Source organism: Pseudarthrobacter enclensis (assembly GCF_001457025.1).
GTDB lineage: Bacteria > Actinomycetota > Actinomycetes > Actinomycetales > Micrococcaceae > Arthrobacter > Arthrobacter enclensis.
On record NZ_KQ758606.1, the window covers coordinates 164,838 to 188,739 of the forward strand.

23 protein-coding genes and 1 rRNA gene are annotated in these 23,902 nt (G+C 67.3%); 17 read left to right on the forward strand and 7 right to left on the reverse strand.

Annotation, left to right across the window (positions count from 1 at the left end):
- Window positions 1-21 precede the first annotated feature (21 nt).
- Window positions 22-2,019: an acyl-CoA dehydrogenase family protein gene (locus AS031_RS17145; RefSeq protein ID WP_058269365.1), complete on the reverse strand. Its 1,998-nt coding sequence runs from the start codon at window positions 2,017-2,019 to the stop codon at window positions 22-24.
- A gap of 62 nt (window positions 2,020-2,081) precedes the next feature.
- Entirely contained in the window at window positions 2,082-2,384 is a 303-nt protein-coding gene (locus AS031_RS17150; protein ID WP_058269366.1) for a hypothetical protein, read from the reverse strand.
- A 267-nt stretch (window positions 2,385-2,651) separates the two neighbouring features.
- Between AS031_RS17150 and AS031_RS17155 the strand changes: the two genes are divergently transcribed.
- The 5 genes from AS031_RS17155 (at window position 2,652) to AS031_RS17175 (ending at window position 10,222) form a co-directional block, all read left to right on the forward strand.
- A complete protein-coding gene (locus tag AS031_RS17155) occupies window positions 2,652-4,109 on the forward strand; it encodes a DUF3375 family protein (RefSeq protein ID WP_058269367.1) in 1,458 nt (485 codons plus the stop codon).
- Window positions 4,102-5,025 (forward strand): DUF4194 domain-containing protein, encoded by a 924-nt coding sequence (locus AS031_RS17160; protein WP_228379663.1) that lies wholly within the window; start codon window positions 4,102-4,104, stop codon window positions 5,023-5,025. The genes AS031_RS17155 and AS031_RS17160 overlap by 8 nt, the downstream gene beginning before the upstream one ends.
- Window positions 5,022-8,501, forward strand: a complete 3,480-nt coding sequence (locus AS031_RS17165; RefSeq protein WP_058269368.1) for an ATP-binding protein — start codon at window positions 5,022-5,024, stop codon at window positions 8,499-8,501. The genes AS031_RS17160 and AS031_RS17165 overlap by 4 nt, the downstream gene beginning before the upstream one ends.
- A 188-nt stretch (window positions 8,502-8,689) precedes the next feature.
- Window positions 8,690-9,424, forward strand: a complete 735-nt coding sequence (locus tag AS031_RS17170) for a hypothetical protein (RefSeq protein WP_058269369.1) — start codon at window positions 8,690-8,692, stop codon at window positions 9,422-9,424.
- Window positions 9,425-9,514: 90 nt separating this feature from the next.
- Window positions 9,515-10,222 carry a hypothetical protein gene (locus tag AS031_RS17175; RefSeq protein WP_058269370.1) on the forward strand — a complete coding sequence of 236 codons (708 nt, stop codon included), beginning with the start codon at window positions 9,515-9,517 and terminating at the stop codon, window positions 10,220-10,222.
- An 8-nt stretch (window positions 10,223-10,230) separates the two neighbouring features.
- Here AS031_RS17175 and AS031_RS17180 read toward each other — a convergent pair whose 3' ends face one another.
- The gene (locus AS031_RS17180) at window positions 10,231-10,725 is read right to left on the reverse strand and encodes an FBP domain-containing protein (RefSeq protein WP_058269371.1); all 495 of its coding nucleotides are present in this window, start codon (window positions 10,723-10,725) and stop codon (window positions 10,231-10,233) included.
- A 372-nt stretch (window positions 10,726-11,097) separates the two neighbouring features.
- On the opposite strand from AS031_RS17180, the gene AS031_RS17185 reads away from it, so the two are divergent.
- The 6 genes from AS031_RS17185 (at window position 11,098) to AS031_RS17210 (ending at window position 17,393) form a co-directional block, all read left to right on the forward strand.
- On the forward strand, window positions 11,098-12,186 hold the full coding sequence (locus tag AS031_RS17185) for an iron-siderophore ABC transporter substrate-binding protein (protein ID WP_058269372.1): 1,089 nt from the start codon (window positions 11,098-11,100) through the stop codon (window positions 12,184-12,186).
- Window positions 12,187-12,196: 10 nt separating this feature from the next.
- On the forward strand, window positions 12,197-13,285 hold the full coding sequence (locus AS031_RS17190; protein ID WP_058269373.1) for a FecCD family ABC transporter permease: 1,089 nt from the start codon (window positions 12,197-12,199) through the stop codon (window positions 13,283-13,285).
- A gap of 107 nt (window positions 13,286-13,392) precedes the next feature.
- On the forward strand, window positions 13,393-14,409 hold the full coding sequence (locus AS031_RS17195; RefSeq protein ID WP_371325995.1) for a FecCD family ABC transporter permease: 1,017 nt from the start codon (window positions 13,393-13,395) through the stop codon (window positions 14,407-14,409).
- A 1-nt stretch (window position 14,410) separates the two neighbouring features.
- Window positions 14,411-15,223, forward strand: a complete 813-nt coding sequence (locus AS031_RS17200) for an ABC transporter ATP-binding protein (RefSeq protein WP_058269374.1) — start codon at window positions 14,411-14,413, stop codon at window positions 15,221-15,223.
- A complete protein-coding gene (locus AS031_RS17205; RefSeq protein WP_058269375.1) occupies window positions 15,220-16,287 on the forward strand; it encodes a siderophore-interacting protein in 1,068 nt (355 codons plus the stop codon). Before AS031_RS17200 ends, AS031_RS17205 begins: the two co-directional genes overlap by 4 nt.
- A 260-nt stretch (window positions 16,288-16,547) precedes the next feature.
- A complete protein-coding gene (locus AS031_RS17210) occupies window positions 16,548-17,393 on the forward strand; it encodes an SGNH/GDSL hydrolase family protein (protein ID WP_058269376.1) in 846 nt (281 codons plus the stop codon).
- 29 nt (window positions 17,394-17,422) lie between these two features.
- Here the strand turns inward: AS031_RS17210 and AS031_RS17215 are convergent, their stop codons facing one another.
- Window positions 17,423-17,728, reverse strand: coding sequence for a YciI family protein (locus AS031_RS17215; RefSeq protein WP_058269377.1), 306 nt, complete (start codon window positions 17,726-17,728; stop codon window positions 17,423-17,425).
- A gap of 69 nt (window positions 17,729-17,797) precedes the next feature.
- Between AS031_RS17215 and AS031_RS17220 the strand changes: the two genes are divergently transcribed.
- Window positions 17,798-18,283 carry a MarR family winged helix-turn-helix transcriptional regulator gene (locus AS031_RS17220; protein ID WP_058269378.1) on the forward strand — a complete coding sequence of 162 codons (486 nt, stop codon included), beginning with the start codon at window positions 17,798-17,800 and terminating at the stop codon, window positions 18,281-18,283.
- 53 nt (window positions 18,284-18,336) lie between these two features.
- Complete coding sequence (locus AS031_RS17225) at window positions 18,337-19,116, forward strand: SGNH/GDSL hydrolase family protein (protein WP_058269379.1); 780 nt, start codon at window positions 18,337-18,339, stop codon at window positions 19,114-19,116.
- Between the two features lie 10 nt (window positions 19,117-19,126).
- Here the strand turns inward: AS031_RS17225 and AS031_RS17230 are convergent, their stop codons facing one another.
- The 3 genes from AS031_RS17230 to AS031_RS17240 are packed head-to-tail and all read right to left on the reverse strand — an operon-like array spanning window position 19,127 to window position 21,925.
- Window positions 19,127-19,936: an FAD:protein FMN transferase gene (locus AS031_RS17230; protein WP_082642041.1), complete on the reverse strand. Its 810-nt coding sequence runs from the start codon at window positions 19,934-19,936 to the stop codon at window positions 19,127-19,129.
- Window positions 19,920-20,456 carry an FMN-binding protein gene (locus AS031_RS17235; protein WP_058269380.1) on the reverse strand — a complete coding sequence of 179 codons (537 nt, stop codon included), beginning with the start codon at window positions 20,454-20,456 and terminating at the stop codon, window positions 19,920-19,922. The genes AS031_RS17230 and AS031_RS17235 overlap by 17 nt, the downstream gene beginning before the upstream one ends.
- A complete protein-coding gene (locus AS031_RS17240; protein ID WP_058269381.1) occupies window positions 20,453-21,925 on the reverse strand; it encodes a ferredoxin reductase family protein in 1,473 nt (490 codons plus the stop codon). The genes AS031_RS17235 and AS031_RS17240 overlap by 4 nt, the downstream gene beginning before the upstream one ends.
- A gap of 317 nt (window positions 21,926-22,242) precedes the next feature.
- Here AS031_RS17240 and rpmB point away from each other — a divergent pair, with 317 nt between their 5' ends.
- The 4 genes from rpmB to AS031_RS17260 form a co-directional block, all read left to right on the forward strand.
- Window positions 22,243-22,479: a 50S ribosomal protein L28 gene (gene rpmB, locus AS031_RS17245; protein ID WP_018763944.1), complete on the forward strand. Its 237-nt coding sequence runs from the start codon at window positions 22,243-22,245 to the stop codon at window positions 22,477-22,479.
- On the forward strand, window positions 22,479-22,646 hold the full coding sequence (gene rpmG, locus AS031_RS17250; protein WP_003798558.1) for a 50S ribosomal protein L33: 168 nt from the start codon (window positions 22,479-22,481) through the stop codon (window positions 22,644-22,646). Before rpmB ends, rpmG begins: the two co-directional genes overlap by 1 nt.
- Before the next feature lie 2 nt (window positions 22,647-22,648).
- On the forward strand, window positions 22,649-22,954 hold the full coding sequence (gene rpsN / locus AS031_RS17255; protein ID WP_009358853.1) for a 30S ribosomal protein S14: 306 nt from the start codon (window positions 22,649-22,651) through the stop codon (window positions 22,952-22,954).
- 654 nt (window positions 22,955-23,608) lie between these two features.
- A 16S ribosomal RNA gene (locus AS031_RS17260) occupies window positions 23,609-23,902 on the forward strand; the annotation flags it as partial.

Here is a 23,902-nt window from a genome sequence, read left to right on the forward strand (position 1 = left end):
ACTACTTTGTGACCTGCGGTTCTACCGGTAGCGCCGGTGCAGGTCCTCCTTTGACGATGGTCCGTGGGACGCGTCGGCGATCCACGGACCGGTCCCCTCGGACTGGTCCAGGATCCCCTCCTCAAGCCAGGTGTAGTCACCGGCGAGGACCTTGCGCGTCAGGCTGCGGTCGGCGTCGTCCGTGTTGCGCCACAGCCGGTCGAAGTACTCGTCCACACGGACCCGTGCCTGCTCGCAGTACGCTTCGGCGAGTTCATAGGCGCTGGCGGCCCGCCCAGGATCCGTGCGCAGCAGCATCTCAGCGCGTGAACAGCAGGCGGTCATGGCGAACAGTTCGGCCCCGATGTCCACCACGCGGCCCAGGAACGCCTGCTTGCGCTCCATCTTCGCCTGCCAGCGGCCCATCGCATAGAACGTCTGGCGTGCCAGCCGGCGGGAGGAACGTTCCACGAAGCGCAGGTGGCGGGCCAGCCGGCCGAACTCGTTGTAGGAGCGCGGATCCATCCCCGCCCCGGCCACCAGTTTGGGCAGCCACCGGGCGTAGAAGCCGGAAGCGCCGACGGCGGCCCTCGCCTTGTCCTGCAGGCTCGCGTCCATCGAAGCGAGGTCGCCCGCGGCGGCCAGGTGCGCGTCAACGGCCTCGCGGGCGATCAGCAGCCGCATGATCTCCGAGGACCCCTCGAAGATCCGGTTGATCCGCAGGTCCCGCAGCTGCTGCTCGGCGGGGACGGCACGCTCCCCGCGGGCCGCGAGGGATTCCGCCGTCTCAAACCCGCGGCCGCCACGGATCTGCACCAGCTCGTCAGCGATCTGGCAGCTGATTTCCGTGGCCCACAGCTTGGCAAGGGCGGCCTCGATCCGGACATCCTTCTGGCCCGCATCGGCCAGCTCCGCGGAGAGCTCGAACACGGCATCCAGGGCAAAAGCGGAGGCGGCGATGAAGGCGATCTTCTTGCCGACCGCCTCGTGCTCGCCCACCGGCCGGCCCCACTGGGTGCGGGCGTTGGACCATTCGCGGGCGATCTTCAGGCTCCACCGCCCAGAGGCGACGCAGAGCGCCGGAAGTGCCAGGCGGCCGGTATTGAGTGTGGTCAGCGCGATCTTCAGGCCCTGCCCCTCGCGGCCCAGCCGGTTGCCGGCCGGGACGCGCACCCGGTGGAAGCGGGTGACGCCGTTCTCGATGCCGCGCAGGCCCATGAACGCGTTGCGGTTCTCCACCGTGATGCCGGGTGAGTCCATCTCCACCACGAATGCGCTGATGCCGCCCTTGTGCCTCGTCCCGTCGGGGCCGGTGTGGGCCGGGACCACCGCCATGACCACCACCAGCTCGGCGATCACCCCGTTGGTGGTCCACAGCTTCACGCCGTCCAAAAGGTACGCGTCGCCGTCGTCCGTTGGCGTGGCCGTGCTGCCCATCCTGGCGGGGTCGCTGCCCACGTCGGGCTCGGTCAGGAGGAAAGCGGTGACGGCGCCGGCAGCGCAGCGCGGCAGGAACTCCCGCTTCTGCTCGGCAGTGCCGAACACTTTGACGGGCTCCGGCACTCCGATGGACTGGTGGGCCGAGATCAGGGCGCCCAGGCTGGGATGGACGCTACCCAGCAGCGCCAGCGCCCGGCCGTAGTACACCAGTGACAGTCCCAGGCCGCCGTACTCCTCCGGGATCTTCATGCCGAAGACGCCAAGGTCCGCGAGGCCCTGGATGTACTCATCCGGGATCTTCGCCGCGCGCTCAATGACACTGCCGTCCATGGTCCGGGCGTACTCAGTGAGCCGGGCCATGAAGGCCTCGCCGCGTTCCACGCCTGTGGGGTCCGGCGTTGGCCACGGGTGGACCAGGCTGAGGTCGAAGCTGCCGAGGTACAGGCCCTTCGCGAAGCTGGGGCGCTCCCAGGCGGAGTCGCGGGCGGCCTCGGCCACGGCGCGGGCATCAGCCGCGGTGGCGCCGGCGCCGATCTTGCCGGCCGGGACGGCGTCCTCGGCGGGTGCGTCGGTGGACGGGGTGTCAGTGGCGGAGGTCATGGGTTATCTCCTTGGCCGGACCGGCCGGTGTAGCCATGGATCCGCCGGGGTTGGAGAACCCTTCAGCTGTCCCTCAATATTACCCGCGGGTAGGTTCCGGTGCCAGGGGCTGCCTGGGCCTGGAAGTCTGCTGCCGCCTCCGCCGATGATGCCTGGTGCACCAACCGGTCCCATCCGGCGTTGATGCCGTGGACCACCGCCAGGAGGGTATTCGCCGCCACGGTCCACACGAGCTTGCCGGTACCCAGCAGCAGCAGGGCGACGAACCCGGCCGCGAGCACGAAAGCTGCCAGCAGCGCACCAAAAATCAAGGTCCCGATGAAGACGAGCGTGGACGTTTCCAGAGCGCTTAGATCAAACTGCATGAATCCCCCTGCTGCGGCGTTGCTGTGGCGAATGACTGCTGAAGTGCGCGGTGAAGACCGGTAGCAGAAGCGTAGGGTGGCGGCCGCGGGGCCAGCCAGAGCGGCGGACGGCGAAACAGCTGTTGATACGGGATCGATACCCTACCGCCAGGTAGGTCACGGAGCGGTTGCGGCGGCCCCCGGGAAGGCCCTGCGTTAACCTTGTACTTGGCCGTTTTCCGGTCCGGCCCCCGCCAACCGCCCCCGCAACCAGTCCAAGGAGAGTGCGTGCCCCGCTCCGCCAGGTCATCCGCTGACGCCATCAGCGCCAGGCTCCGGGACCTCGAACTCCTGACCAAGGGCCCGGCGTGGGCCCTGACGCGTTCGGCGCCCTGGGTGATCGCGGTGCTCCAGGCGTCCTTTACCCGCACCCGCCCGCAGCTTCCGCTGGAGGAATTCCATGCCGACGTCGACTCCTTCCTGGAGGAGCTCCGGCGGCAGGATCCGGGACTCGGCGGGGGAGCCAACGGAAAAACCTTCGGCGACGAATGGACCCGGCGGCAGTTCCTGACCCGCAGGAACCAGTCCGGCCAGATCGTTTACGAAGTCACCGAACCCGCGGCCCGTGTGCTGGCCTTCCTGGACAGTCTCTCCAGCGAACGGTCCACCCTCAATGGGTCGCGCCTGGGCACCCTCCTCGGCGACGTGGAAAAGCTGGCCAACGAAACCAACCCGGACCAGAGTGCCCGGCTGGAGGCCCTCGAAGACGAAATCGAAGAGCGCCAGCAGCTGATCCAGGACATCAGCTCCGGCGAGTTCGACGGGTTGCTCGATGATGACGAGGCCGTCGAAGCCGCCGGCAACATCCTGGACCTCGCCGCCAGCCTGCCCGCCGACTACAAGAAAATGCGCGACAGGATCGAGGAGCTGGTGGGCGGCCTCCGCAACCAGATCATTGAAGAGTCGCTGACCAAGGGCGCCACCATGGCCCAGGTGCTCGACGCGGACAAGCGCCTGCGGCAGAGCCCGGAGGGACGTACCTTCCGTTCGTTCACCGCGTTCCTGGAGGATCCGCAGCAGCAGGTGCGCTTCCGGTCTGCCATTGGCGAGGTCCTCAGCCGCCAGTTCGCGGATGACCTTTCGGCGGACGACCGCGAAACCTTGAAGAACCTGGTGGCGGAGCTCCGGCAGCAGCACAGCCAGATCCAGCGCATCTACGGCAAGCTCAGCGAGAGCCTGAACACGTATGTCCAGAGTGACGACTTCCGCCAGTCCGTCCGGCTGCGCCAGGTCCTGCGCGAAGCCGAGCACGCCATCAGGTCCCTGCCGTACGAGCGTGACCGGCCCGGCCTGGTGCCGGGACCGGTCCTGTACAACGCCGGGTTCGAGTCGCTGTCCATGGTGAAGCTCTTCGACCCGGACGAGTTCGCGGCCCCTCCGCGCCTGGCCGATCCCATCGCCTTCACCGACTCGGACCGGGTGCGCTCGCCGAGGACCGGCAAGGCGAAACCGGCAGCGGTCCGCGCGGCGATGGCGGGCGCCAGGACCCTCGGCGAGGCCTGGCAGCAGCTGCCGCCTGAAGAGCAGCACATTAACTCCATCCGCGCCCTGCTGTCAGAGGCCCTGCACGCGGGGGCCGACTTCAACCGCAGCGACTTTGAGGGCCTGGACTTCGAACAGATAGACGGCTCCACCCGCAGGGCGTACCTGCCGGTGGTCACGCTCGCAAAGGATTCAGATGACTGAGGTTTCACACGACGCCGGCCTGGACGAGGCTGAGGACATCCAGCCTGAGGCCGAGCCCGCACCGGCAGCCGAGCGCCCGTTCACCGTTTCACCCCGCGACACCTTCGTCGACGGTGCGGCACTGTTCCCCGGCGATACGGGCGTCCTGTCCATGAAGGTCCGCCAGGCCCTGGTCAAGCTCCTGAAGGGCCCCTACATCGACGGGGGCCGGGACGAAAAGCTGTGGACCGTGCTGCTGGACAACCAGATGATCCTGCGCAGCCGCCTGTCCGAGCTGTTCCTGACCCTGCAGCTGGACCACGAACGGAAGATCGCCGTGCTGCGTCCGGTGGACCCGGAAGCGATCGGCGGCGGCGCCCGCTCGAGCATCCTCCGCCAGCAGCGGGCCCTCAGCAGGGTGGAAACCATCGTGCTGCTCCGGCTGCGCCTCCTGCTGGACCGGCACGTCACCGCCCAGACAGACCCCACCATCACCCGCGAGGAGATCACGGACCTGGTGGCCCACTACCAGCCCGCCGGGCAGCAGGACGCCCTCCGCGACGCGGACGTGGTGACCCGCGCCATCACCAAGCTCCTGGCCCGCCAGCTTCTCCTGCCCACCGGACTGGACGACGTCTACACCATCTCCAACGCCTTGCCCCTGGCCCTGCCCTTCGAAAACATCGGCGACATCCCGGCCCACATCGAGGCCCTGGTGGCGGCTTCGACAGATCCCACCGGCACAGAAGCACTAATTGACCTCGACGGCGATACTTCGGGTGAGGACGACGGCGCGGGGGACGACACCCAAGGTGAGGACGAAAACGGCGACGACGGTGCTGCCGCCCCGGGAGTGGCATCCGGCGAAGGGGCGGGGGCGGCAGCACCGTCGTCGTACCCAGCCACGGCACCGGAACCTGAAGGAGAAGCCAAGTGACGATCGCGAGCATGCTTCCGTTGGGGGATGTGACGAACCCGGGGCAGATGCGCCTTGCGTTGGTGCAGGTGGTCAACTGGGGGACGTTCCACGGGGCGCACACCATGCACGTGGACCGCAACGGGACGCTGCTGACGGGCAACTCGGGCGTGGGCAAGTCGACGCTGTTCGATGCCATGCTGCGGGTGTTTGATGCCCGTCCGCGGTCCAACGAGGCGGCCGCCCAGCGTTCGGGCGGCGCCGTGGAGGACAAGCGCACCACGTTTACGTACATGCGCGGCAAGGTGGGCGACAAGGCAGTGGGCGAGGGCTCGGCCAGTGCCTTCCAGCGCCCCGGGGCCACCTGGTCCGCCGTGGCGCTGACCTTCGACAACGCGGCCGGAACGCGGGTGACCGTCTCGGCGCTGTTCGACCTGCCGAAGAACGGAACCGAGTCCAGCGTGGGCCGGTTCTACCTCATCGACAACGTGCCGCTGGACCTTGACGCCGTGGAAGGCATCGCGGACAAGCGCTTCACCAAGGGCGCGCTGGAAACGATTTTCCCGCACGCCCAGGTCTTCGACGTGCACAAGGCCTTCGCGGAGCGGTTCCGCCGGCTGCTGGGCATCAGCTCTGACCAGGCGCTGCCCTTGCTGCGCGTGATCCAGGCCGGCAAGGGCCTGGGCGGCAGCGTCAACACGTTCTTCCGCGACCAGGTGCTGGACGCTCCGGCGACGCTGGCCGCCGCGGATGACGTGGTGGAGGAATTCAGCAATCTCATGTCCATCCGGCAGCGCCTGGAAGACGTCCGCCAGCAGCGTGACCAGCTGGCACCGGTTCCCGGCCTGAACCGCGACTACGCGCAGTCGCTCCTGGACGCGAACCTGCTGAGGGAGCTGGCCGGTGCGGAATTCGAGTCCTACCGGCAGCAGCTTGCCGTCACCGTCCATCAGAAAACCCTGGCCCGGTTCAAGGACCTTGCGCAGGCCAAGGCCAAGGAACTCGGTGCCGAGCGTTCGGTCCGCGACGGTCTGGCCAAGGAACTGCGGCAGCTGGAGACCGACTACAACAGCCAGGGCGGCAACGCCATCTCGGCCATTGAGCAGTCCCTGGAGAACGCCCGCGTGGGCCTCCGCCTCCGCCGCCAGGTGGAGGAGGCAGCCCAGCAGGCGCTGGCCGACGCCGGGCTGCAGCTTGAGTGGACGGCAGAAGGCTGGGAGCAGGCACACGAGCACGCCGCCGCCCGGTCCGCCGAGCTGAAGGACGACTCGCAGGCGCTCCAGGAACTGCGTTTTGAGGCCTTCGACGCGCACGCGGCACGCAAACGCGAACTGGCCGCAGCCGAGCAGGAACTCGTCTCGCTGAAGACGCGCAAGTCCCTGCTGCCGCCGTCGAGCATTGAAAACCGCGCCGCCATCGCCGCCGCCACGGGCATCCCCGAAGACCGGATGCCGTTCGCCGGTGAGCTGATGGACCTGGCCGAGGGGGAGGAACGGTGGCGCCCCGCCGCGGAGCGTGCGCTCCGCAGCCTGGCCACCACGCTGCTGGTGCCCGGCGAGCACTTCGGTGCCGTGACCCGCTACCTCAACGACCACAACGTCCGCGGTGCGCTGCGGGCGGTTGACGTCTCCAAACCGCTCGCCGGCGGCGCCCTCGCCGTGGAGGACGCGCGCGACGGCGACCTGCTCACCAAACTGGACATCCTCGCCTCCGGCGCGGCTGCCGAAGCCGGCGAATGGGTCCGCGAACGCATCGCCCTGGACTTTGCCTACCCCTGCGTGGAGGATCCGGACGAGCTGGCGGGGCTGGACAAGGGCCTCAGCCTGGGCGGCGTGGTCAAGCGCAACCGCCACACGGTGGAAAAGGACGACCGCTTCACCAGCCGGCAGGACTACGTTCTTGGCTTCGACAACGCCGCCAAGCTGGAACTGGTTGCCGGGCAGGTGGAGGACCTCCGGCAGGAAGTGGCCAAGGCCGCCGAACTCGCCCAGAGCCGGGAAGATTCGCACCAGGGCATGAGCCGCCAGCTGGAGGCCCTGCGACGGATCGCGGAGGACGACCGGCCGTGGGACCAGGTGTCGGCGGCAGTCGCGGAAAATGAGCTGGCCGGCATCGAGCAGCGGCTCAAGGATGCCCTGGCAGCCCAGGCGGACCTGGAACCGCTGCGTGCCACCATCGAGGAAGTCCGCCAGAAACACCAGACCAGCACCGAGTCCGCGGCCGTGCTGCAAAGCGAGTACAAGACCCTGGACAGGCAGCTGACCGCCGCCGATTCCCTGCTGGAAGCCGCGCGTGACCGCCTGGCCCAGGCGCCGCCGTCGGACGCCACGACGGCCGCGCTGGAACCCTACTTCGCCGACTTCGGTGACGTGACCGAAATGCACGAGCTGGACAACCTGGCCAACCGGGTGCGGACCTCCCTGCTGGGTGAGCTGCATGCCGCGGAGTCGCGGGGGCAGGCCACCGCCGAGCGGCTGACCCGCACCTTCGAGGGCTTCGTTCGTGAATGGGGCAGCGCCATCTCTACCGACCACGGCACCAGCATCGGCGCCGCCGGCGAGTTCGAGGCCCGCTACCACGCGATCGTCAACGACGGCCTGCCTGCCCAGGAGGCGGAGTTCCGGCAGTTCTTCAACCAGCGCACGCATGAATCGTTCAGCACGCTGCTGCACCTGTTGGACGAGGAACGCCGCTCCATCACCAGCCGTATCCTGCCGCTCAACGGCATCCTTTCCCAAGTGAACTTCCACGAGGGCAGCTACCTGGAGCTGGACATCAAGCAGACACTGCCGCCCACGGCCAAGCAGTTCAAGGACGCCATCCAGAACGCGCTGAAGGCCCGGCACACTCGGACTGCCAAGGCGGAGGCCGCCCGCGTGGACGGCGCTGCCCAGGAGCGGGACGACGACGCCGAGCTCACGGCGCGCTACAAGTCCCTGGAGACCCTCGTGAAGAGGCTCGGCTCCCAGGCCCCCGAGGATCGGCGCTGGCGGGCCGAGGTGCTGGACGTCCGCGGGCACCTGTTCATTCAGTGCAAGGAGCACCGCGAGATCACCGCTCCGGCCTCCAAGGGGAAGAAGGCCGCGGCGAAGACCGAAGTCTTCATGCACGCGGATACGGGATCCATGTCCGGCGGCGAGCGGCAGCGCTTCACGGCGTTTATCATGGCTGCGGCGCTGAGCTACCAGCTGGGCATTGCCGAGCAGGGGTTCACCACGTACGGGACCGTGATGATGGACGAGGCTTTTGTGCTCGCGTCCGAGGAGTTCGCCGGTGCCGGTATCAAGGCGCTGCACGAATTCGGCTTCCAGTTGCTGCTGGCCGCTCCGGAGAACGTGATCGACCTGTCGAGGCACCTTGGTTCGGTGACCGAAATCCTGCGGGACCGGCGCACCAACCGCTCCGGCGTCCTTACGGCTCCGGTCATCCGCCCACGGCCGGGCGAGGAGGGTGCGTGGCGCTCCGAGGCCAACCCCGTGGACATCGTGCTTCGCTGAGGTAACGCCCGCCGGGCGGGTATAACAAATTGATGGATTTATCGGTTTCCGTCTGGTGGGCGGACTTTTTCGTGTGCCACTCTGGGCCTATCAATCCTCCTCGCCAGAGTAATTCCCACAGGTCCTGCGGAGTGCTGGGTCCGCAATGTCCCTTAGAGAACGACGGCGTCCTCTTGAAAGGCATTCCGATGCGCCCCCAACACCCAGCCCCCTTCCTGCTTGCCGCGATCGCCGCAGGAGCCCTGTCCCTCGCAGGGTGCGCGGCGGGCTCCGCTCCGGACAGCGCCGGCACTCCCGCCGCTTCCGGCCAGCCTGCTCCCGCCGTTCCGCCCACCGCGCCGTCCACCCAGGCCGGAGCCTCGACGGCCCAGGCAGGCCCGGACCCGTCCATCATTCCCGCCGCCACGTCCTCGCCCCTCACCCCGGGACCCCAAACCTTCACGTTCGGAGACGGCCGGCTGTCCTTTGCGTATCCGGAGGGGTGGCAGGTGAAGCATGAACTGGCGTCAACCTCTCCCGCGGTGGAGACGGCGACCGTCCTGGACGCGGCCGGCAAGGAGCAGATCGCCATCTACTACAGCCAGATAGCTGATGCCACGGAGGGCAACGTCTCCAGGACCGTCATCGAGACGGATCCGGTGCCGGGCCTGGTCGGCGCCTCCGTTCCCACGCCGAGTTCGTCGTTCTATATCGACCGCGCCAACGGTGCCAGCCATTACCGGATGGGGCTCACGCCGGGGGCGCCCGTATCACCCGACGGCCAGGTGCAGTATGGACTCGTCCGGCTGGGCGAGCGCGTCCTGACCGCGGACGTGCTGTTCGACGAGCCGCGCTTTGACGGTGACGACGCGGCGCAGGGCTGGTACTGGAGCGACGAAGGGCGCGCCCTCAAGTCCGTGCTCATGAGCTTCTCGTACCGGTGACACCACGGCGGCCCGGGCGGCGGTAACAACCTGGTGGATATGTCCCCGGGACGCTGGTGCGCCGGCGTCCCGGTGTGCCACTCTGGGGGCATGCGCCGGGCAAGCAGCACGTCAGCCCTCCTCGCCACGGCCACCGCGGCCGCCCTCTTCCTGGGCGGCTGCACGCCCGAAGGCACGCCTGAACCGGATGTGAGTACGGCAGCGGCTTCCCAGCCTCCGCCAACCGCGGCCGGGTCGCAGGCTCCGGCCACCACGGCCGTACCGTCCACGCCGGCGCCGGCCGGAACCTCCGCCGGGGCCGGGCTTGCCACCTTCACGTTTCCCGACGGCCGGCTGTCCTTCACCCGTCCGGCGGACTGGCGGACGGAAGTCTTTGAAGCGTCAGCGTCCCCCTATGTGGGAACGGCCACCGTCTACGACGCGGCCGGCAAGGAGCAGATCAGCATCTTTTACGGGCAGATCGCGGACCTGGTCACCGGTCCGGTGACCAGGACGGTCTTCGACTCCGTGCCCGTCCCCGGCCTCCAGGGGCGGTCCACGCCGGAGGCCAGGGCGTCCTTCTACGTGGACTGGGACGACGACGATGCCACCTACCACCTGCAGCTGACCGCGGGAGCCCCCACCACGGGCCCCCGCGACCCGGTCAACGGGATCATCCTCCTCGGAGACCGCGTGCTGACGGCGGAGGTGCTGTTCGACGGCCGGCAATTCCCGGACGACCGGGCCGCCCGGGCGTGGTTTAGAGGGAGCGAGGCGCAGGCCCTCAGGGGGATCCTGGCCAGCTTCACCTTCCGCTGACCCTGCCGCTACTTTGCCTGTACCCGGCCTAGGAACAGTGCGGTGCGGTCCTCGAGGCCCTGGATCTGGCGGAGGACGACGGCGGCCGGGTCCGGGTTGATCTCGTTGGCCGGTGGTTCCTTGCGGACGTTGCCGCAGCAGAGGAAGTCGGCGCAGATGAGGGTGCCCACGGTGTTCCCGTCGCGGCCGGACTGGCCCGCGCGCCGGGCCACCCACAGCAGCACGTCCTCCTTGGAGAACACATCCCGGCAGAGCTCGCACAAAACCGAGCGGTTTTTCCGGGGCCCGCCCTCCGGTGCCCGGAGCATCACGCCGGTGAGTCCTTTCGGGCCGGGCACCACCAGGTAGCCGCGGAGCGGCATCTTCGGGTCCCGCCAGCCCAGGAAGTCGAGGTTGTCCCAGTCGAGGTCGCCAAAGTTCGGGGGCAGGTTGAGTTTGGCTGCCTCGGAGCGGCTGGCGTTGACAAAGGAGGAACGGATTTGTTGGGGCGTGACTGATTGCATGGCTGGACTTTCGTCAAAGTAAGGGTCCCGGCGGCGGGCAACAACCCGGCAGCGGGCGGGGAAAAGGGAGGAGTCAGTGCCCCATCGCGAAGCAGGCCACAGCGGCCACCCCGCATTCAGCGGCAGCGGCGGCGATATTGCCCTCCGGCGTGCGCATTGTTCCTGGTTTTCCCATCTCGTCTTCTCTGTCCGGCTGTCCAGCGACAGGACCCGGCAGTGGCATTCTGCCAAAGCCTGGGGCTCCTGTCCAAGGTCACAGCCCAAACCTGTGTCCTTCGTCACGTACGGGAATAAAGAAACGAAAAGCTTGCGTAATAGCGGGGAGGGTAGGCTAGCCTTACTTAAGTTCGCATTGCTCACTTAAGGAATTTCATGGCTTCCTCCCTCTTCACCGGGCCCACGGCCACCCGCCGTACGCTGTTCAAATCGGCCGGCAAGGCATGCGCCGTCCTGGCCGCCGCAGCACTTACCCTCTCCGCCTGCTCCACCGGCCCCGCGTCCACCACGCCGGATGCCTCCGCTTCCAGCAGCAGCGCCCAGTTCCCGGTCACCATTGACCACGTGTTCGGCAAGACCACGATCGAAAAGCAGCCCACCCGCGTGGCAACGGTTTCCTGGGTCAATGACGACGTCGCCATTGCCCTCGGCGTGGTCCCGGTGGGCGTTCCCAAGAATGAATGGGGCGGCAACGACAAGGGCTCCACCCCGTGGAAGGACGCGGCCCTCGAAGACCTCGGCGCCGGATTCGGCACGGACAAGGCCCCCGTCCAGTACTCCGAGGCGGACGGCATCAACTTCACCGAAATCGCCAAGCTCACCCCGGACGTCATCCTGGCCGCCTACTCGGGCCTGACCGAAGAGGACTACAAGAAGCTCAGCGAGATCGCCCCCGTGGTGGCCCACCCCGACGTGGCCTACGGCACCTCCTGGCAGGACTCCACCACCATCATCGGCAAGGCCCTCGGCAAGGAAGCCGAAGCCACCAAGCTCGTCTCCGACACCGAGGCCACCATCAAGGACAAGGTCTCCAAGTACCCGCAGCTCGAGGGGAAGAGCTTCATCTACGGCAACCTCGAACCCGCCAAGGGCGACGGCGTCAACGTCTACACCGCCAACGACAACCGCCCCCGCTTCCTTTCCGAAATCGGCATGAAACTGGCCCCGGTGGTGGAAGAGAACTCCAAGGGTTCCAAGGAATTCTTCATCCCGTGGTCCGCTGAAAAGGCCAACGAGCTCGCATCCGACATCTTCGTGACCTGGGTCCCCGATGCCTCGACCACCGATGCCATCAAGGCGGATCCGCTGCTGGGCCAGATCCCGGCCATCAAGAACGGCGCTTTGGTTGCGGATTCGGACAACACCCTGACCCTGTCCATCTCGGCGTCGTCGCCGCTGAGCCTGCCGTGGTCCCTGGACACGTTCCTGCCGCAGCTGGCCGCCGCAGCGGACGCAGTAAAGTAACTCCCGTCCCATGAACCACGGAACGACGACGGCGGTTTCCCGCCCGGGGACCCCGGGCACCACCGTGCCGTCCCCGGCAACGGGTGCCTCCGGTGGCGCCGCCGCCGGACGAAAGCGTGCAGCCTGGCTGCTGGCCGCCGTCGTCGTGCTGGTCCTCCTGGCCGCAACCTCCCTGGCCGTGGGGGCCCGCGGGCTTCCCCTGGGCACCGTCCTGGAAGCGTTCACCCGGTTCGACCCCGCCAACGGCGACCACGCCGTGGTGCACGCCCGCATCCCCCGCACCGTCCTGGGCCTGCTGGCCGGCGGTGCGCTGGGCCTCGCCGGCGCGGCCATGCAGGGCGTGGCCCGGAACCCGCTCGCCGATCCCGGCATCATGGGCGTCAACGCCGGAGCTGCCCTTGCCGTGGTCACCGGCATCTACGTCTTCGGCATCGCCTCCTTCTCCGGCTACATATGGTTCGCGTTCCTCGGCGCGGCGGTTGCCGCCGTCGTGGTTTACCTCATCGCCTCCCTGGGCCGGGACGGCGCCACCCCGGTAAAGCTGGCACTGGCCGGGGCAGCCCTCAGCGCCGGACTGTTCTCACTGATGAACGTCATCCTGGTGTCCAGCCAGGACACCCTGGACCGGTTCCGTTTCTGGCAGGTGGGCGGCGTGGCCGGGCGCGACTGGTCCGTGGTCCTTCCCGGACTGCCTTTCCTCGCCGTGGGTGCGGCCATTGTGCTCCTGACCGGCCGGATCCTGAACAGCCTTGCCTTGGGTGACGACATCGCCCGCGGCCTGGGCCAGAGGGTGGGGCTGACCCGTGCTTTGACGGCCCTGGGCATTGTGCTGCTGTGCGGCACGGCAACGGCGTTGGCCGGCCCCATCGGATTCGTTGGGCTGGTCATCCCGCACGCCGTCCGTTTCCTCACCGGCCCGGACTACCGCTGGATCCTTCCGTTCTCCCTTGTCCTGGCTCCGGTGCTGCTCCTGGGAGCGGACATCATCGGCCGCGTGGTGCTGCTCCCGGGCGAGGTCCCCGCCGGCATCATGACCGCGCTCATCGGCGCTCCCGTCTTCGTGTGGCTGGTCCGCCGCGGGAAGGGAGCCGGACTGTGACCCTCAAGGCAACCACCCCCACCCGCCCCGATGCGCTATCAGATAGGGCTCCCAAAACAGCCTCTCAAGGACTCGATCTGATAGGGCAACGCCGGGGACGTGCCGGACTGAACCGGACCTCCGTGCTGGCTGCCGGCGTCGTCCTCCTGTTCTTCGCCTCCGTGCTGCTGGGCAGCTACACGGTGACCATCCCGGATTTCTTCACCATCGTGGCCAACCACCTCACCGGCGGGGCTAAAATCCCCGGTGCCAGCTTCATCGTCATGGAGAACAAGCTTCCGCGGGCCGTCATTGGAACCATGATCGGGCTGGCCTTCGGCCTTGCCGGCGCGCTGTTCCAGACCATGCTCCGCAACCCGCTGGCCAGCCCGGACATCATCGGCATCAGTTACGGTGCCAGCGCCGCCGCCGTGGTGGCCATCGTGATTTTCGGTGCCTCCGGAGCGGCGGTGTCCGGGGCGGCGCTCGGCGGCGCCCTGGGTGTGGCGGCGCTGATCTACGCCATCTCCAGCGGAACCGGGATGCGCGGTGCCGGCCGGGGGAACGCCGCCGGCAACCGGCTGGTCCTGGCCGGCGTAGGGATCGCTGCCGCCCTGCACGCGGTGGTCAACTTCCTGATGACCCGGGCGGACATCCGCACGGCAGCAGATGCCCTGGTGTGGCTTAACGGCTCCCTGAACTCCGCCAGCTGGGACCGCGCCGCTGTCCTGTTCCTGGCCCTCGCCGTGCTGCTCCCGGCCGTTGCCGTGATCTCCGGCCCGCTCCGGCTGCTGGAGCTCGGCGACGATACCGCCGCGGGGCTGGGCATCCGGGTAAACCCCACGCGCCTGGCGCTGGTGGTCATCGCTGTCACGCTGGCAGCGGTGGCGACGGCGGCAGCCGGGCCGGTCTCCTTCGTCGCCTTCCTGGCCGGCCCCATCGCCCGCCGCTTCACCCGCAAGGCCAGCCTTCCGGCCTCGGCCCTGGTGGGAGCCCTGATCGTCCTGGCAGCGGACTACTTCGCCGCCAACATCGCACCCCTGCTGCTGGACGGAACTGCGCTGCCCGTAGGCGTGGTCACCGGTGCCCTCGGCGCCCCGTTCCTGCTGTGGCTCCTGGTCACCAACAACCGAAAGGACGCCTGACGTGGCAGTTCTGAATGCCAAGGACCTGACGCTGAAATACGACCAGCGCTGCGTTGTGGACGGCCTGAGCGTGGAAATCCCGGAAGGCAGGGTGACCATGATCGTCGGCGCCAACGCCTGCGGTAAATCCACCCTCCTGCGCGGCCTGTCCCGGCTCCTCAAGCCCGCCGGCGGCACCGTCACCCTGGACGGCAAGGACATCCACACCCGTCCCGCCCGTGAGCTGGCCCGGACACTCGGACTGCTGCCGCAGCACCCCACCGCGCCTGACGGCATTACCGTCCGCGACCTCGTGGGACGGGGCCGGTACCCGCACCAGGGCTTCTTCCGCAGCTGGAGCCCCCAGGACGACCTCGCCGTGCAGCAGGCCCTGGAGGCCACCGACACCCTGGAGCTCGCCGGGCGGAACGTGGACGAACTCTCCGGCGGCCAGCGCCAGCGGGTCTGGATCGCCATGGCCCTCGCCCAGGAAACCGACGTCCTCCTGCTGGACGAACCCACCACCTACCTGGACCTTGCGCACCAGGTGGAGGTCCTGGACCTCATCACGGACCTGAACCGGAGGCGCGGCACCACCGTGGCCATCGTCCTGCACGACCTCAACCTCGCCGCCCGGTACGCCGACAACGTGATCGCCATGAAAGCCGGCGCCGTGGTAGCCCAAGGGACCCCGCGGGACGTGGTCACCGAGGGCCTGGTCCGCAATGTCTTCAACCTGGAGTCCCGCGTCATCCCCGACCCCGTGTCCGCAACGCCCCTGATCATTCCCATCGGCCGCCATCACGTCCCTACCGAACTGGAGCTCGTTTCATGAAGACCCGGGAAACCGCCGCACAAACCGCCGGCACCACGGCAGTGAACACCGAGCCGATGACCCTGGCGTTCGACGTCACGGTCTCCTCCGTGCAGGAACTGAGCCCCAACTTCCGCAGGATTACCTTTGGCGGCTACTGCCTCCGCGATTTCGGCGTCCACGGGGACACCCTCGACCTCCGGATCAAACTGATGATCCCCTCGCTGGCCGCTGACGGCACCCCCATTCCGCTGCCGGTCTTCGAAATGCGCGAATCCGGCTGGTACCGGGAGTGGCTGGCCATGGATCCCGCCGTGAAGGGGTCCATGCGGACCTACACCGTGCGCAACGCCCGGCTGGATGAGGTGTACCCGGAGATCGACGTGGACTTCGTCATGCACTTTGACGACCACGGGAACGGCGGTCCGGCAGCCAACTGGGCGCTCAACGCCAAACCCGGCGACGCCATCACCATCATCGGCCCCAACAACAGGGCCGCCCACTGCGTCACTGCCGAGATCTACTCGGGCATCGAGTGGCGGCCAGGCCTGGCCCAGCGCGTGCTGCTGGCAGGCGACGAGACCGCCATCCCGGCCATCTCGGCCATCCTCGAAAGCCTGCCGTCCTACATGACCGGGCACGCCTTCCTGGAGGTTCCGGAAGCCGGCGACTTCCAGCAGCTCAGTTCCCCGGCGGACATTGAGGTCACCTGGCTGGCCCGCGGCGCCGCCATCGGACGGTCCCGGCCCCACGGCCAGCTGCTGCAGGACGCCGTGCGCAAAGCCGTCCCCGTGCCGGGCTGGGTGGGCATCAAAGCATCCGACGGCGGCGCCGGCCCCGAACCCGAGGACGTCAACGTGGACGAGGACATCCTCTGGGAGACGCCGTCCCGGATGGAAACCGCCGCCATCAGCGCTACCAAGAACCCGGGAATGCCTGCCGGAGCCATGCCCTTTTACGCCTGGATTGCCGGGGAAGCCGGCGTCATCAAGGACATGCGCCGGTACCTGGTAAGGGACGTGGGGATCGACCGGAAGCAGGTGGCGTTCATGGGGTACTGGCGGCAGGGCAAATCCGAAGGGTAGCTTTTGGGGTTGCTGGCTACGCCGCAACCGCCGACTTGCCGTCGCTTAGCGGTTGGACCCTTCCCAAACTTCGCAAGCTCAGTTCGGGGCCCTCGGGTCCGCCCTTCCTCCCGGCGCTTCGCTCGGCCGCGGGCGGCCTTGCTGCGCTCTGGTCGGCGATGCGCTCCTACGCAAAACCGCGCCGCCGGCTTCGTAAGCACGTCACCGACGCTTCACCTCGGCTTTTCCTGCGCGCTTCTTGTTCTGGTTAGTTTGGCCTTATGCCCTCTGTTCCGTTGCTTCCCCGGTCCGGGCGGCGGGTGTTTGTTGCCTTGGGGGATTCGTTCACGGAGGGAGTGGGGGACCGGGACGAGCGGCTGCCCAACGGCGTCCGGGGCTGGGCGGACCGGGTGGCGGAGAAACTCGCCAAGGCAGACCCGGGGTGGCGCTACGCCAACCTGGCCATCAGGAGCAAGCGGCTCCGGCACATCATCGACGAACAGCTGGAACCGGCACTGCGGATGCGGCCCTCCCTGGTCACGCTCTACGCCGGCGGCAACGACATCCTGGACCTCACCACGGACATGGCTGCCCTCATGGCCGACTACGAACGCCTGGTGGCGCAATTGGCGGACACCGGAGCCACGCTGGTCCTCTTCACCGGGTTCGACGTCAAGGTTTCGGCCCTGCTGGAGCCGTTGAAGCGGCGCAACACCTTCTACAACGAGCAGGTGCGGGCCATCGCGAAAGAACACGGGGCGGTGCTGGTGGATTACTGGTGCCTCGACGCCTTCCACGACAGGCGCATGTGGGACTCCGACCGGCTCCACATGTCCAAGGCCGGCCACAAGTACCTTGCCGGGCAGGTCCTGGACCAGTTGGGGGTGCCGCACAAGATCACGCCCAAGGACTGGGAACCGCCCACGCGCCTGACGTTCCTGGAGTGGGAACGGCGGCAGCGGCGGTGGGTCCACGACTGGGTGCTGCCGCTGTTCGGCCGGAAGCTGCGCGGCGTGACCCTGGGCGATTCGCTCACGCCGCGGTGGCCGGAGCCCGTGAAGGTTCCGCGCAAAGGCGGGCTGAAGAAACTGGCCGCGGAAACGCCCGACGCCGGCACCGCACCCTAGCCGGTACACGCACCTAAGCCGGAGGTGCCTCAGCTGCCGGCTGCGGGCGGGTTGTCCAGCAGGATCTCGTAACCGGGGGCCACCCTGCCGGCGTGGAACTCAAGGACCTCGAAGTCCGCCACGCCGTTCGTGTAGAAGGGGTCCTGCTGCAGGCTCGCGTCCAGGACGGAACGGTCCGCCTGGGACAGCAGCAGGCCGCCGGTCCGCGGGACCTTCCGTCCGGCGGCGATGAACACGCCGTCGTCGAAGGCTTTCTGCAGCCATGCAATGTGGGCGTCGTTGTGGAAGTCCACGATGTCCTGCGGAACGCGGTAAGTCAGGGAGACAACATACATGCGCCCAGACTACCGGCCGCGCCTGCCCGTCCTCCCGGTCGGTTGAAAGATCAATCGTAGAATGGACGCATGACCGAACCGCGCTGGCTGAGTGCCGACGAACGCCGTGCCTGGCTGGCCCTGGTCAGCATCAACACCCTGCTGCCGGCAGCCTTGGACACCAGGCTCCACGCCGCGGGGAAGCTGTCCCTGTTCGACTACACGGTGCTGGCCATGCTCTCCGAAGCCGAGGACCGTTTCCTGCCCATGAGTGAACTTGCCGCACGGAGCAGCGCATCGCTGTCCCGGCTCTCGCATGTGGTCACCAAACTGCAGAAACGCGGCTGGGTGGAACGCCGCCCGCACCCGCACGACGCCCGCGTCACCATCGCCCACCTCACCGAGGAAGGGATGGCCACCATCGTCGGACTGGCGCCTGGACACGTGGAGGATGTCCGGAACCTCTTCCTTGATGCCCTCACCGAGGAGGATGTCCTGGCCCTTGCCCGGATCGGCGAGAAAGTGGTGGGCCGCCTGGATTCGGACCACTGGATCCTGCGCGAAACCCCTGGCTGACGCCTGACGCCGCGCGGTTGGTTGCTTCCGGCAACGGGTGGCAAACTAGCGGCATGGATTTCACTACCCGGTTCGTGGCACTCGGCGACTCCTTCACCGAAGGGGTGGGCGACGACGACCCAACACGACCCAATGGGGTCCGCGGCTGGGCCGACCGGGTCGCGGAACAACTGGGCGCGGCCGACCCCGGTTTCGGGTACGCCAACCTGGCCATCCGCGGCAGGAAACTCCGGCAAATCCTCGCCGAGCAGGTGCAGGCCGCCGTCGAACTCCAGCCCACCCTGGTGAGCATCTACGCCGGCGCCAACGACATCCTTCGGCCCCGGATCGACATTGACGACCTCATGGCTGACTACGACGCCGGCGTCCGCGCCCTGAGCGCCACCGGGGCCACCGTGGTGATGTTCACGGGATTCGATGCCCGCGGCTCCAAGGTGTTCGGCACCATGCGGGGCCGCACCGCCATCTACAACGAACTGGTCCGGGGCATTGCGGGCGACCACGGGGCCCTGCTGGTGGATTACTGGCGCTTCAGCGAGTACTACGACTGGGGCATGTGGGCTCGGGACCGGATGCACATGTCAGCCGCCGGGCACGCCAACATGGCCAAGCGGGTGCTGGAGGTCCTCAAATACGAGCACTCCATCGACATCCCGCCCATGACGCCGGTCCCCGAACTGTCGGGGTCGGAGGCCCTGCGTGCCAATGCCCGCTGGTTCCGTGAGTACGCGGCGCCGTGGGTGGTGCGGCGCGTCACCGGAAAATCCTCGGGCGACAGCCTGGCCCCCAAGTACCCCCGGCTGACTCAGCTCCCGCAGACCCAGCCGTCCTGACCCAGTACACCTAGGCGCGGAAACCGGGCGTCGCCATCAGGGAGCCGTCGGCATGGACGGCAAGGACGGCAACATCCCACCGATCCGCTGCCCGGTCCAGCATCGGCATGCCGCCGGAGACTATCGCCGTGGCAAGGATGTCAGCGGTCACGATGTCCGCGGCAGCCACAGTCACCTGGATAAAATCCGATCCGCTCTCCACCCGCCAGATGTGCTCGCCGCGTTCGGCGGAACCGGACGTGGCCAGCGCCGCGTGACGTGCAGGGCCGCCCACGGCGTAGGCGCTGACCAGCCGGCTCCTGTCCACCGGGTCCACGATCCCGGCCTTCCACGATGCATCGGGCCCGGGCCCGGGCGAGCCGCTGACCAGGATGTCACCGCCGGCGTTGAGGCACCAGTCACGCCGTCCCAGGGCGTGCAGCGAACGTCCGGCCTCGCGGATGGCGTGGGCCTTGATCAGCCCGGAAAGGTCCAGTACGCCGTCGGGCCGCTCCGGAGAAAAGGCTCCCTCGGTCAGGAGCCGCCATTCGTGCGCCTCGGCGTAACGGGCACGCATCCCGGGTGAGGCGCCGCGCAGCGTGAGTTCGCCGCGGGCAAGACGGCTCGCTTCCGACGCCGGACGGTACAGGCTGAAAGTCCCGTCCAGTTCCCGGAATAGGCGCTCGACGACGGCGCTTGCGGCAGCGAGCTCATCCTGCGTTTCCTGCGCTCCCGCGGAGGAGTCCGGGAACGTCAGGCTGATGACGGTTCCCATGCACTCGAAGGTTGCGGCCTTGAAGCCGGTTCCCTCCGGGCGGAGCCGGTCAGAGGTTCGCGGCATCGATGGCTGCCTGGAGCGAGGTGAGGTAGGCGTTGCTGGTGACGGTGGCGCCGCTGATGGTCTGGACGTCGGCGGACTGGGCCGAAAGGACCTCGCTGCGGAGCAGGGGAGCGGCGCGGTTGCTGATCTGCACCGACTTCCGGTCATCATCGGTCAGCTGGAGGGCCGTCACGTCGGTGATCTTGCCGGACGCCACCGTGATCTGGACCTGGACCGCCCCGAACCGGGTCTGCACCGCGCTGCCCTTGTAGGTGCCGGCGGCCGTCGAGGCGCTCCCCGACGAACCTGTTCCGGACGCACCCGTCCCCGACGAACCTGTTCCGGACGCACCCGTCCCCGACGAACCTGTTCCGGACGCACCCGTGGCGCCCGCCGCCGTCGGGCCTGAACCGGTGGTGCCTGAACTTGTGGTGCCTGATGCGAGCGTGCTGACGCCCCCCGCCTGCGTTCCGGCCTGCCAGCCGGCCAGCAGGATGCCTGCGGACGCAAGCGCTGCGGCAAGTGTTCCCCGTGCTTTCACCAGTCGAACCTTTCGTGATGGATCTGATCTTCAGGGACGCCGGCGTCCTTCGCATCGGTGATGACGCTGTCCGCCCACCCCGCGGGACCGCAGACGTAGACGTCGGAGTCGGCCACGTCAGGGACAAAGGCGCGCAGGTCGTATCCGCCGCTGACGGCCTCCTGCGGCAGCCAGCCGGAGCGGCCCCGTGACCGTGGACCCGGCAGGTGGAAGAGCCGCGCCCCGCGGGCCCGGCACAGCTCCAGGATTTCGTTGCTGAGGTACAGCTCCTGCCCGGTGTGCCCCCTCAACAGGACACTCGCCTCCCCGGGTGCGAACGGCGTGGTTTCCAACAGTGCCCGCAGCGGGGTGATGCCGATGCCCGCACCGATCATCACCACCTTGTTCCGCACCCGCGCTTCCGTGCTGAGCAGGCCGTAGGGGCCCTCGACCGCAACCCTGGTACCCTTGCGCAAGCGGACCAGCTGCGCCGAACCGCTGCCCAGGTTGCGGACCGTGATCCGAAGGGTGCCTGCGCCGTCCGGTCCGCTGACGGCCGGTTCGGCGGAGAGGCTGAACGGGTGCGGGTGCCACCACATGCCCGGAGCCAGGAACCGCCAGATGAAGAAGCGCCCGCCCGATCCCGCCAGCCGGTGAAGCCGGCGGCCGGTCATGGAAATGTTGACCACGCCCGGTGCCACCACTTCAACCCGGGAAACCGTCAGCTGGTGGCGCGATGTAGCCACAAACGGCTGCAGGACCCGGAAGTAGGCCAGTGCCGCGCCGGTGGCAATGCAGACAGCCAGCCAGTACCAGCGCTGCCAGGTGCCCTCCGCAAAGAGCCCGCCCACGCTGAACTGGTGCGGCAGCGACGTTCCCACCGCCACGTAGGTCAGCAGATGGACCACGTACCAGAACTCGTACGGGAAACGCCGCCTGACAGCCACCAGTGAGGTGGCAACAACGGCGATGAAGAGAGCCATGGAAACAAATGCCAGCCACATGTCCGGTACCTGCACCCACAAGGCGACGGATTCACTGAGCGGATCCAGGCCCTCCGCCAGTCCGTACCCGGTGGCCAGGAGGACCCCGTGGGCCAGCAGCAGGTAGAGCGACGGTTTGCCCAGCTTCCGGTGGAACTCCAGCGCCCGGTCGTGGCCGATGGTGCGGTCGATGTAGGGGATGCGCGCGGCCAGGAGCAGCATCAGCAGCACAAGATCCATGCCGGCCAGCCCGGCCACGATCCCCGCCGCCGTGAAGGCGCCGGCGGGCGAACTGATCGAGGCAGCTCCGCCGTCGGCCAACCACAAAGCCACCGCGGCTGCGACTGAGGCCCAGGCGATGACGGTCAGCAGGTCAGCCCGGACCATGCGCTGCCGGTGCCGGCGGGTGAACCACCCACCCGCGGGTCTATCCGTGGGCAGGGTGGGGAACCCCGGCTGACCGGAGTTGCTGTAGGCCGGACGGGCCGGCAGGCGCTGCGTTGTCATGGAACAAAGATGAGCCGCGAAGCTTTCATTCAGCTGTGAAAAAGGGCCCACGGAAGCTGTGACCCCACGTGCTCCGCATCTGCACCCCGGCGGTCGGTTTGGTCTTTAATTGCGCTGCACCGTAGACTTGGTAGGCGCTAAGTGCGCGGAGCGTGCGCAATTGCTCCGGTTTCCCGGTAATTTTCTCCAGGGTGGCCGGTAGTTAGGGGCTCAAGTTGCGTGACTAACCGTTGCCCGTACCTTTGGTGGGTCGCTCTTAGCCGCATGGTCCAGCAGCAGATATGCGGATCATTTCATTCAATCCTTGAGGAGAAGTCATGGCAGCACACTGCCAAGTGACCGGAGCCGAGCCGGGCTTTGGGCACAGCATTTCGCACTCGCACCGCCGCAACAAGCGCCGGTTCGATCCGAACATCCAGAAGAAGCGCTACTGGGTTCCGTCCCTGCGCCGTAATGTCACCCTGCAGGTCTCTGCCCGTGGCATCAAGACCATCGACGTGCGCGGCATCGACGCAGTCGTCGCCGACATCCTGGCTCGTGGGGTGAAGCTCTAATGGCAAAGGACAAGGACGTACGTCCTATCATCAAGCTCAAGTCGACCGCTGGTACGGGCTACACCTACGTGACCCGCAAGAACCGTCGTAACGACCCGGACCGCCTGGTCCTGAAGAAGTACGACCCCAAGATCCGCCAGCACGTCGAATTCCGAGAGGAGCGCTAAACATGGCTAAGAAGTCCAAGATTGCTCGCAACGAGCAGCGCAAGGTCATCGTTGAGCGTTACGCTGCCAAGCGCCTCGAACTGAAGAAGACCCTGGTTGACGAGAACGCAACCGACGAAGCACGCGAAGCAGCCCGCCTGGGCCTGCAGAAGCTGCCCCGCAACGCGTCCCCGATCCGTCTGCGTAACCGCGACATCATCGACGGCCGCCCCCGTGGCACCTTCCAGAAGTTCGGTATCTCCCGTGTCCGCTTCCGCGACATGGCCCACAAGGGCGAACTTCCGGGCATCACCAAGTCTTCCTGGTAATCCAGCACCGCTGATACCAGCTGCTTGAGAAGGGCCGGCAACCTTAGGGTTGCCGGTCCTTCTGCGTTTAACCAACGCCGGCGGCCGGTGGTTGAGCCCCGTCGAAACCCCTGTGTGGCAGCACACACCGGCAGGATGACGACGACGGGAGGCCGCGCGGGCGCCCGATGCCTCGTTCTGCCGCGGGATTGCAGGAATTTCCGGCGAGGGGAGGGCCGGTTTGCGGTGGGCCGGGAGTGCGTGTATTGTTTTCTAAGTCGCCGCGGGGGAGACAGTGAAGAACTGATCACCGGGTGGCCAAAACCCCCAAATCAAAGCCAGGATCTGGTTGCCCTTCAGGGCGCTGGAAATCGGTTGGGGCGGTCTTCTCTTCGATGTGGATCCTGAAATAACGGATTTGCTTCGCGGTGGGGGATCGGGTAAGTTTGAAAAGTTGCTCCGGAGCGATCCTGAACGGAATTGTTTGGGTGGTGCCGGGTGTGTCTGTTGTTTGAGAACTCAATAGTGTGCCAAGTTTGTTGATACCAATTGTTTTATTGGTTGTTTTGGCTGTGCCGCCACCCCGTGGTTGGCATGGTTTTTACAGCTGGTTTCAAATTTTGTGCAGCCTTTTCTGGTGTTATTTCCACTGGTTTTGGTTGTGTCTGTTTGTCTTCAACGGAGAGTTTGATCCTGGCTCAGGATGAACGCTGGCGGCGTGCTTAACACATGCAAGTCGAACGATGAAGGGAGCTTGCTCCTGGATTAGTGGCGAACGGGTGAGTAACACGTGAGTAACCTGCCCTTGACTCTGGGATAAGCCTGGGAAACTGGGTCTAATACCGGATATGACCTTCCATCGCATGGTGGTTGGTGGAAAGCTTTTGTGGTTTTGGATGGACTCGCGGCCTATCAGCTTGTTGGTGGGGTAATGGCCTACCAAGGCGACGACGGGTAGCCGGCCTGAGA

Coding starts and splice junctions, on each gene's coding strand:
- AS031_RS17145 (WP_058269365.1), bottom strand. CDS start 2,019: ATGACCTCCGCCACTGACACCCCGTCCACCGACGCACCCGCCGAGGAC.
- AS031_RS17150 (WP_058269366.1), bottom strand. CDS start 2,384: ATGCAGTTTGATCTAAGCGCTCTGGAAACGTCCACGCTCGTCTTCATC.
- AS031_RS17160 (WP_228379663.1), top strand. CDS start 4,102: ATGACTGAGGTTTCACACGACGCCGGCCTGGACGAGGCTGAGGACATC.
- AS031_RS17170 (WP_058269369.1), top strand. CDS start 8,690: ATGCGCCCCCAACACCCAGCCCCCTTCCTGCTTGCCGCGATCGCCGCA.
- AS031_RS17175 (WP_058269370.1), top strand. CDS start 9,515: ATGCGCCGGGCAAGCAGCACGTCAGCCCTCCTCGCCACGGCCACCGCG.
- AS031_RS17180 (WP_058269371.1), bottom strand. CDS start 10,725: ATGCAATCAGTCACGCCCCAACAAATCCGTTCCTCCTTTGTCAACGCC.
- AS031_RS17185 (WP_058269372.1), top strand. CDS start 11,098: ATGGCTTCCTCCCTCTTCACCGGGCCCACGGCCACCCGCCGTACGCTG.
- AS031_RS17190 (WP_058269373.1), top strand. CDS start 12,197: ATGAACCACGGAACGACGACGGCGGTTTCCCGCCCGGGGACCCCGGGC.
- AS031_RS17205 (WP_058269375.1), top strand. CDS start 15,220: ATGAAGACCCGGGAAACCGCCGCACAAACCGCCGGCACCACGGCAGTG.
- AS031_RS17210 (WP_058269376.1), top strand. CDS start 16,548: ATGCCCTCTGTTCCGTTGCTTCCCCGGTCCGGGCGGCGGGTGTTTGTT.
- AS031_RS17215 (WP_058269377.1), bottom strand. CDS start 17,728: ATGTATGTTGTCTCCCTGACTTACCGCGTTCCGCAGGACATCGTGGAC.
- AS031_RS17220 (WP_058269378.1), top strand. CDS start 17,798: ATGACCGAACCGCGCTGGCTGAGTGCCGACGAACGCCGTGCCTGGCTG.
- AS031_RS17225 (WP_058269379.1), top strand. CDS start 18,337: ATGGATTTCACTACCCGGTTCGTGGCACTCGGCGACTCCTTCACCGAA.
- AS031_RS17230 (WP_082642041.1), bottom strand. CDS start 19,936: ATGCCGCGAACCTCTGACCGGCTCCGCCCGGAGGGAACCGGCTTCAAG.
- AS031_RS17240 (WP_058269381.1), bottom strand. CDS start 21,925: ATGACAACGCAGCGCCTGCCGGCCCGTCCGGCCTACAGCAACTCCGGT.
- rpmB (WP_018763944.1), top strand. CDS start 22,243: ATGGCAGCACACTGCCAAGTGACCGGAGCCGAGCCGGGCTTTGGGCAC.
- rpmG (WP_003798558.1), top strand. CDS start 22,479: ATGGCAAAGGACAAGGACGTACGTCCTATCATCAAGCTCAAGTCGACC.
- rpsN (WP_009358853.1), top strand. CDS start 22,649: ATGGCTAAGAAGTCCAAGATTGCTCGCAACGAGCAGCGCAAGGTCATC.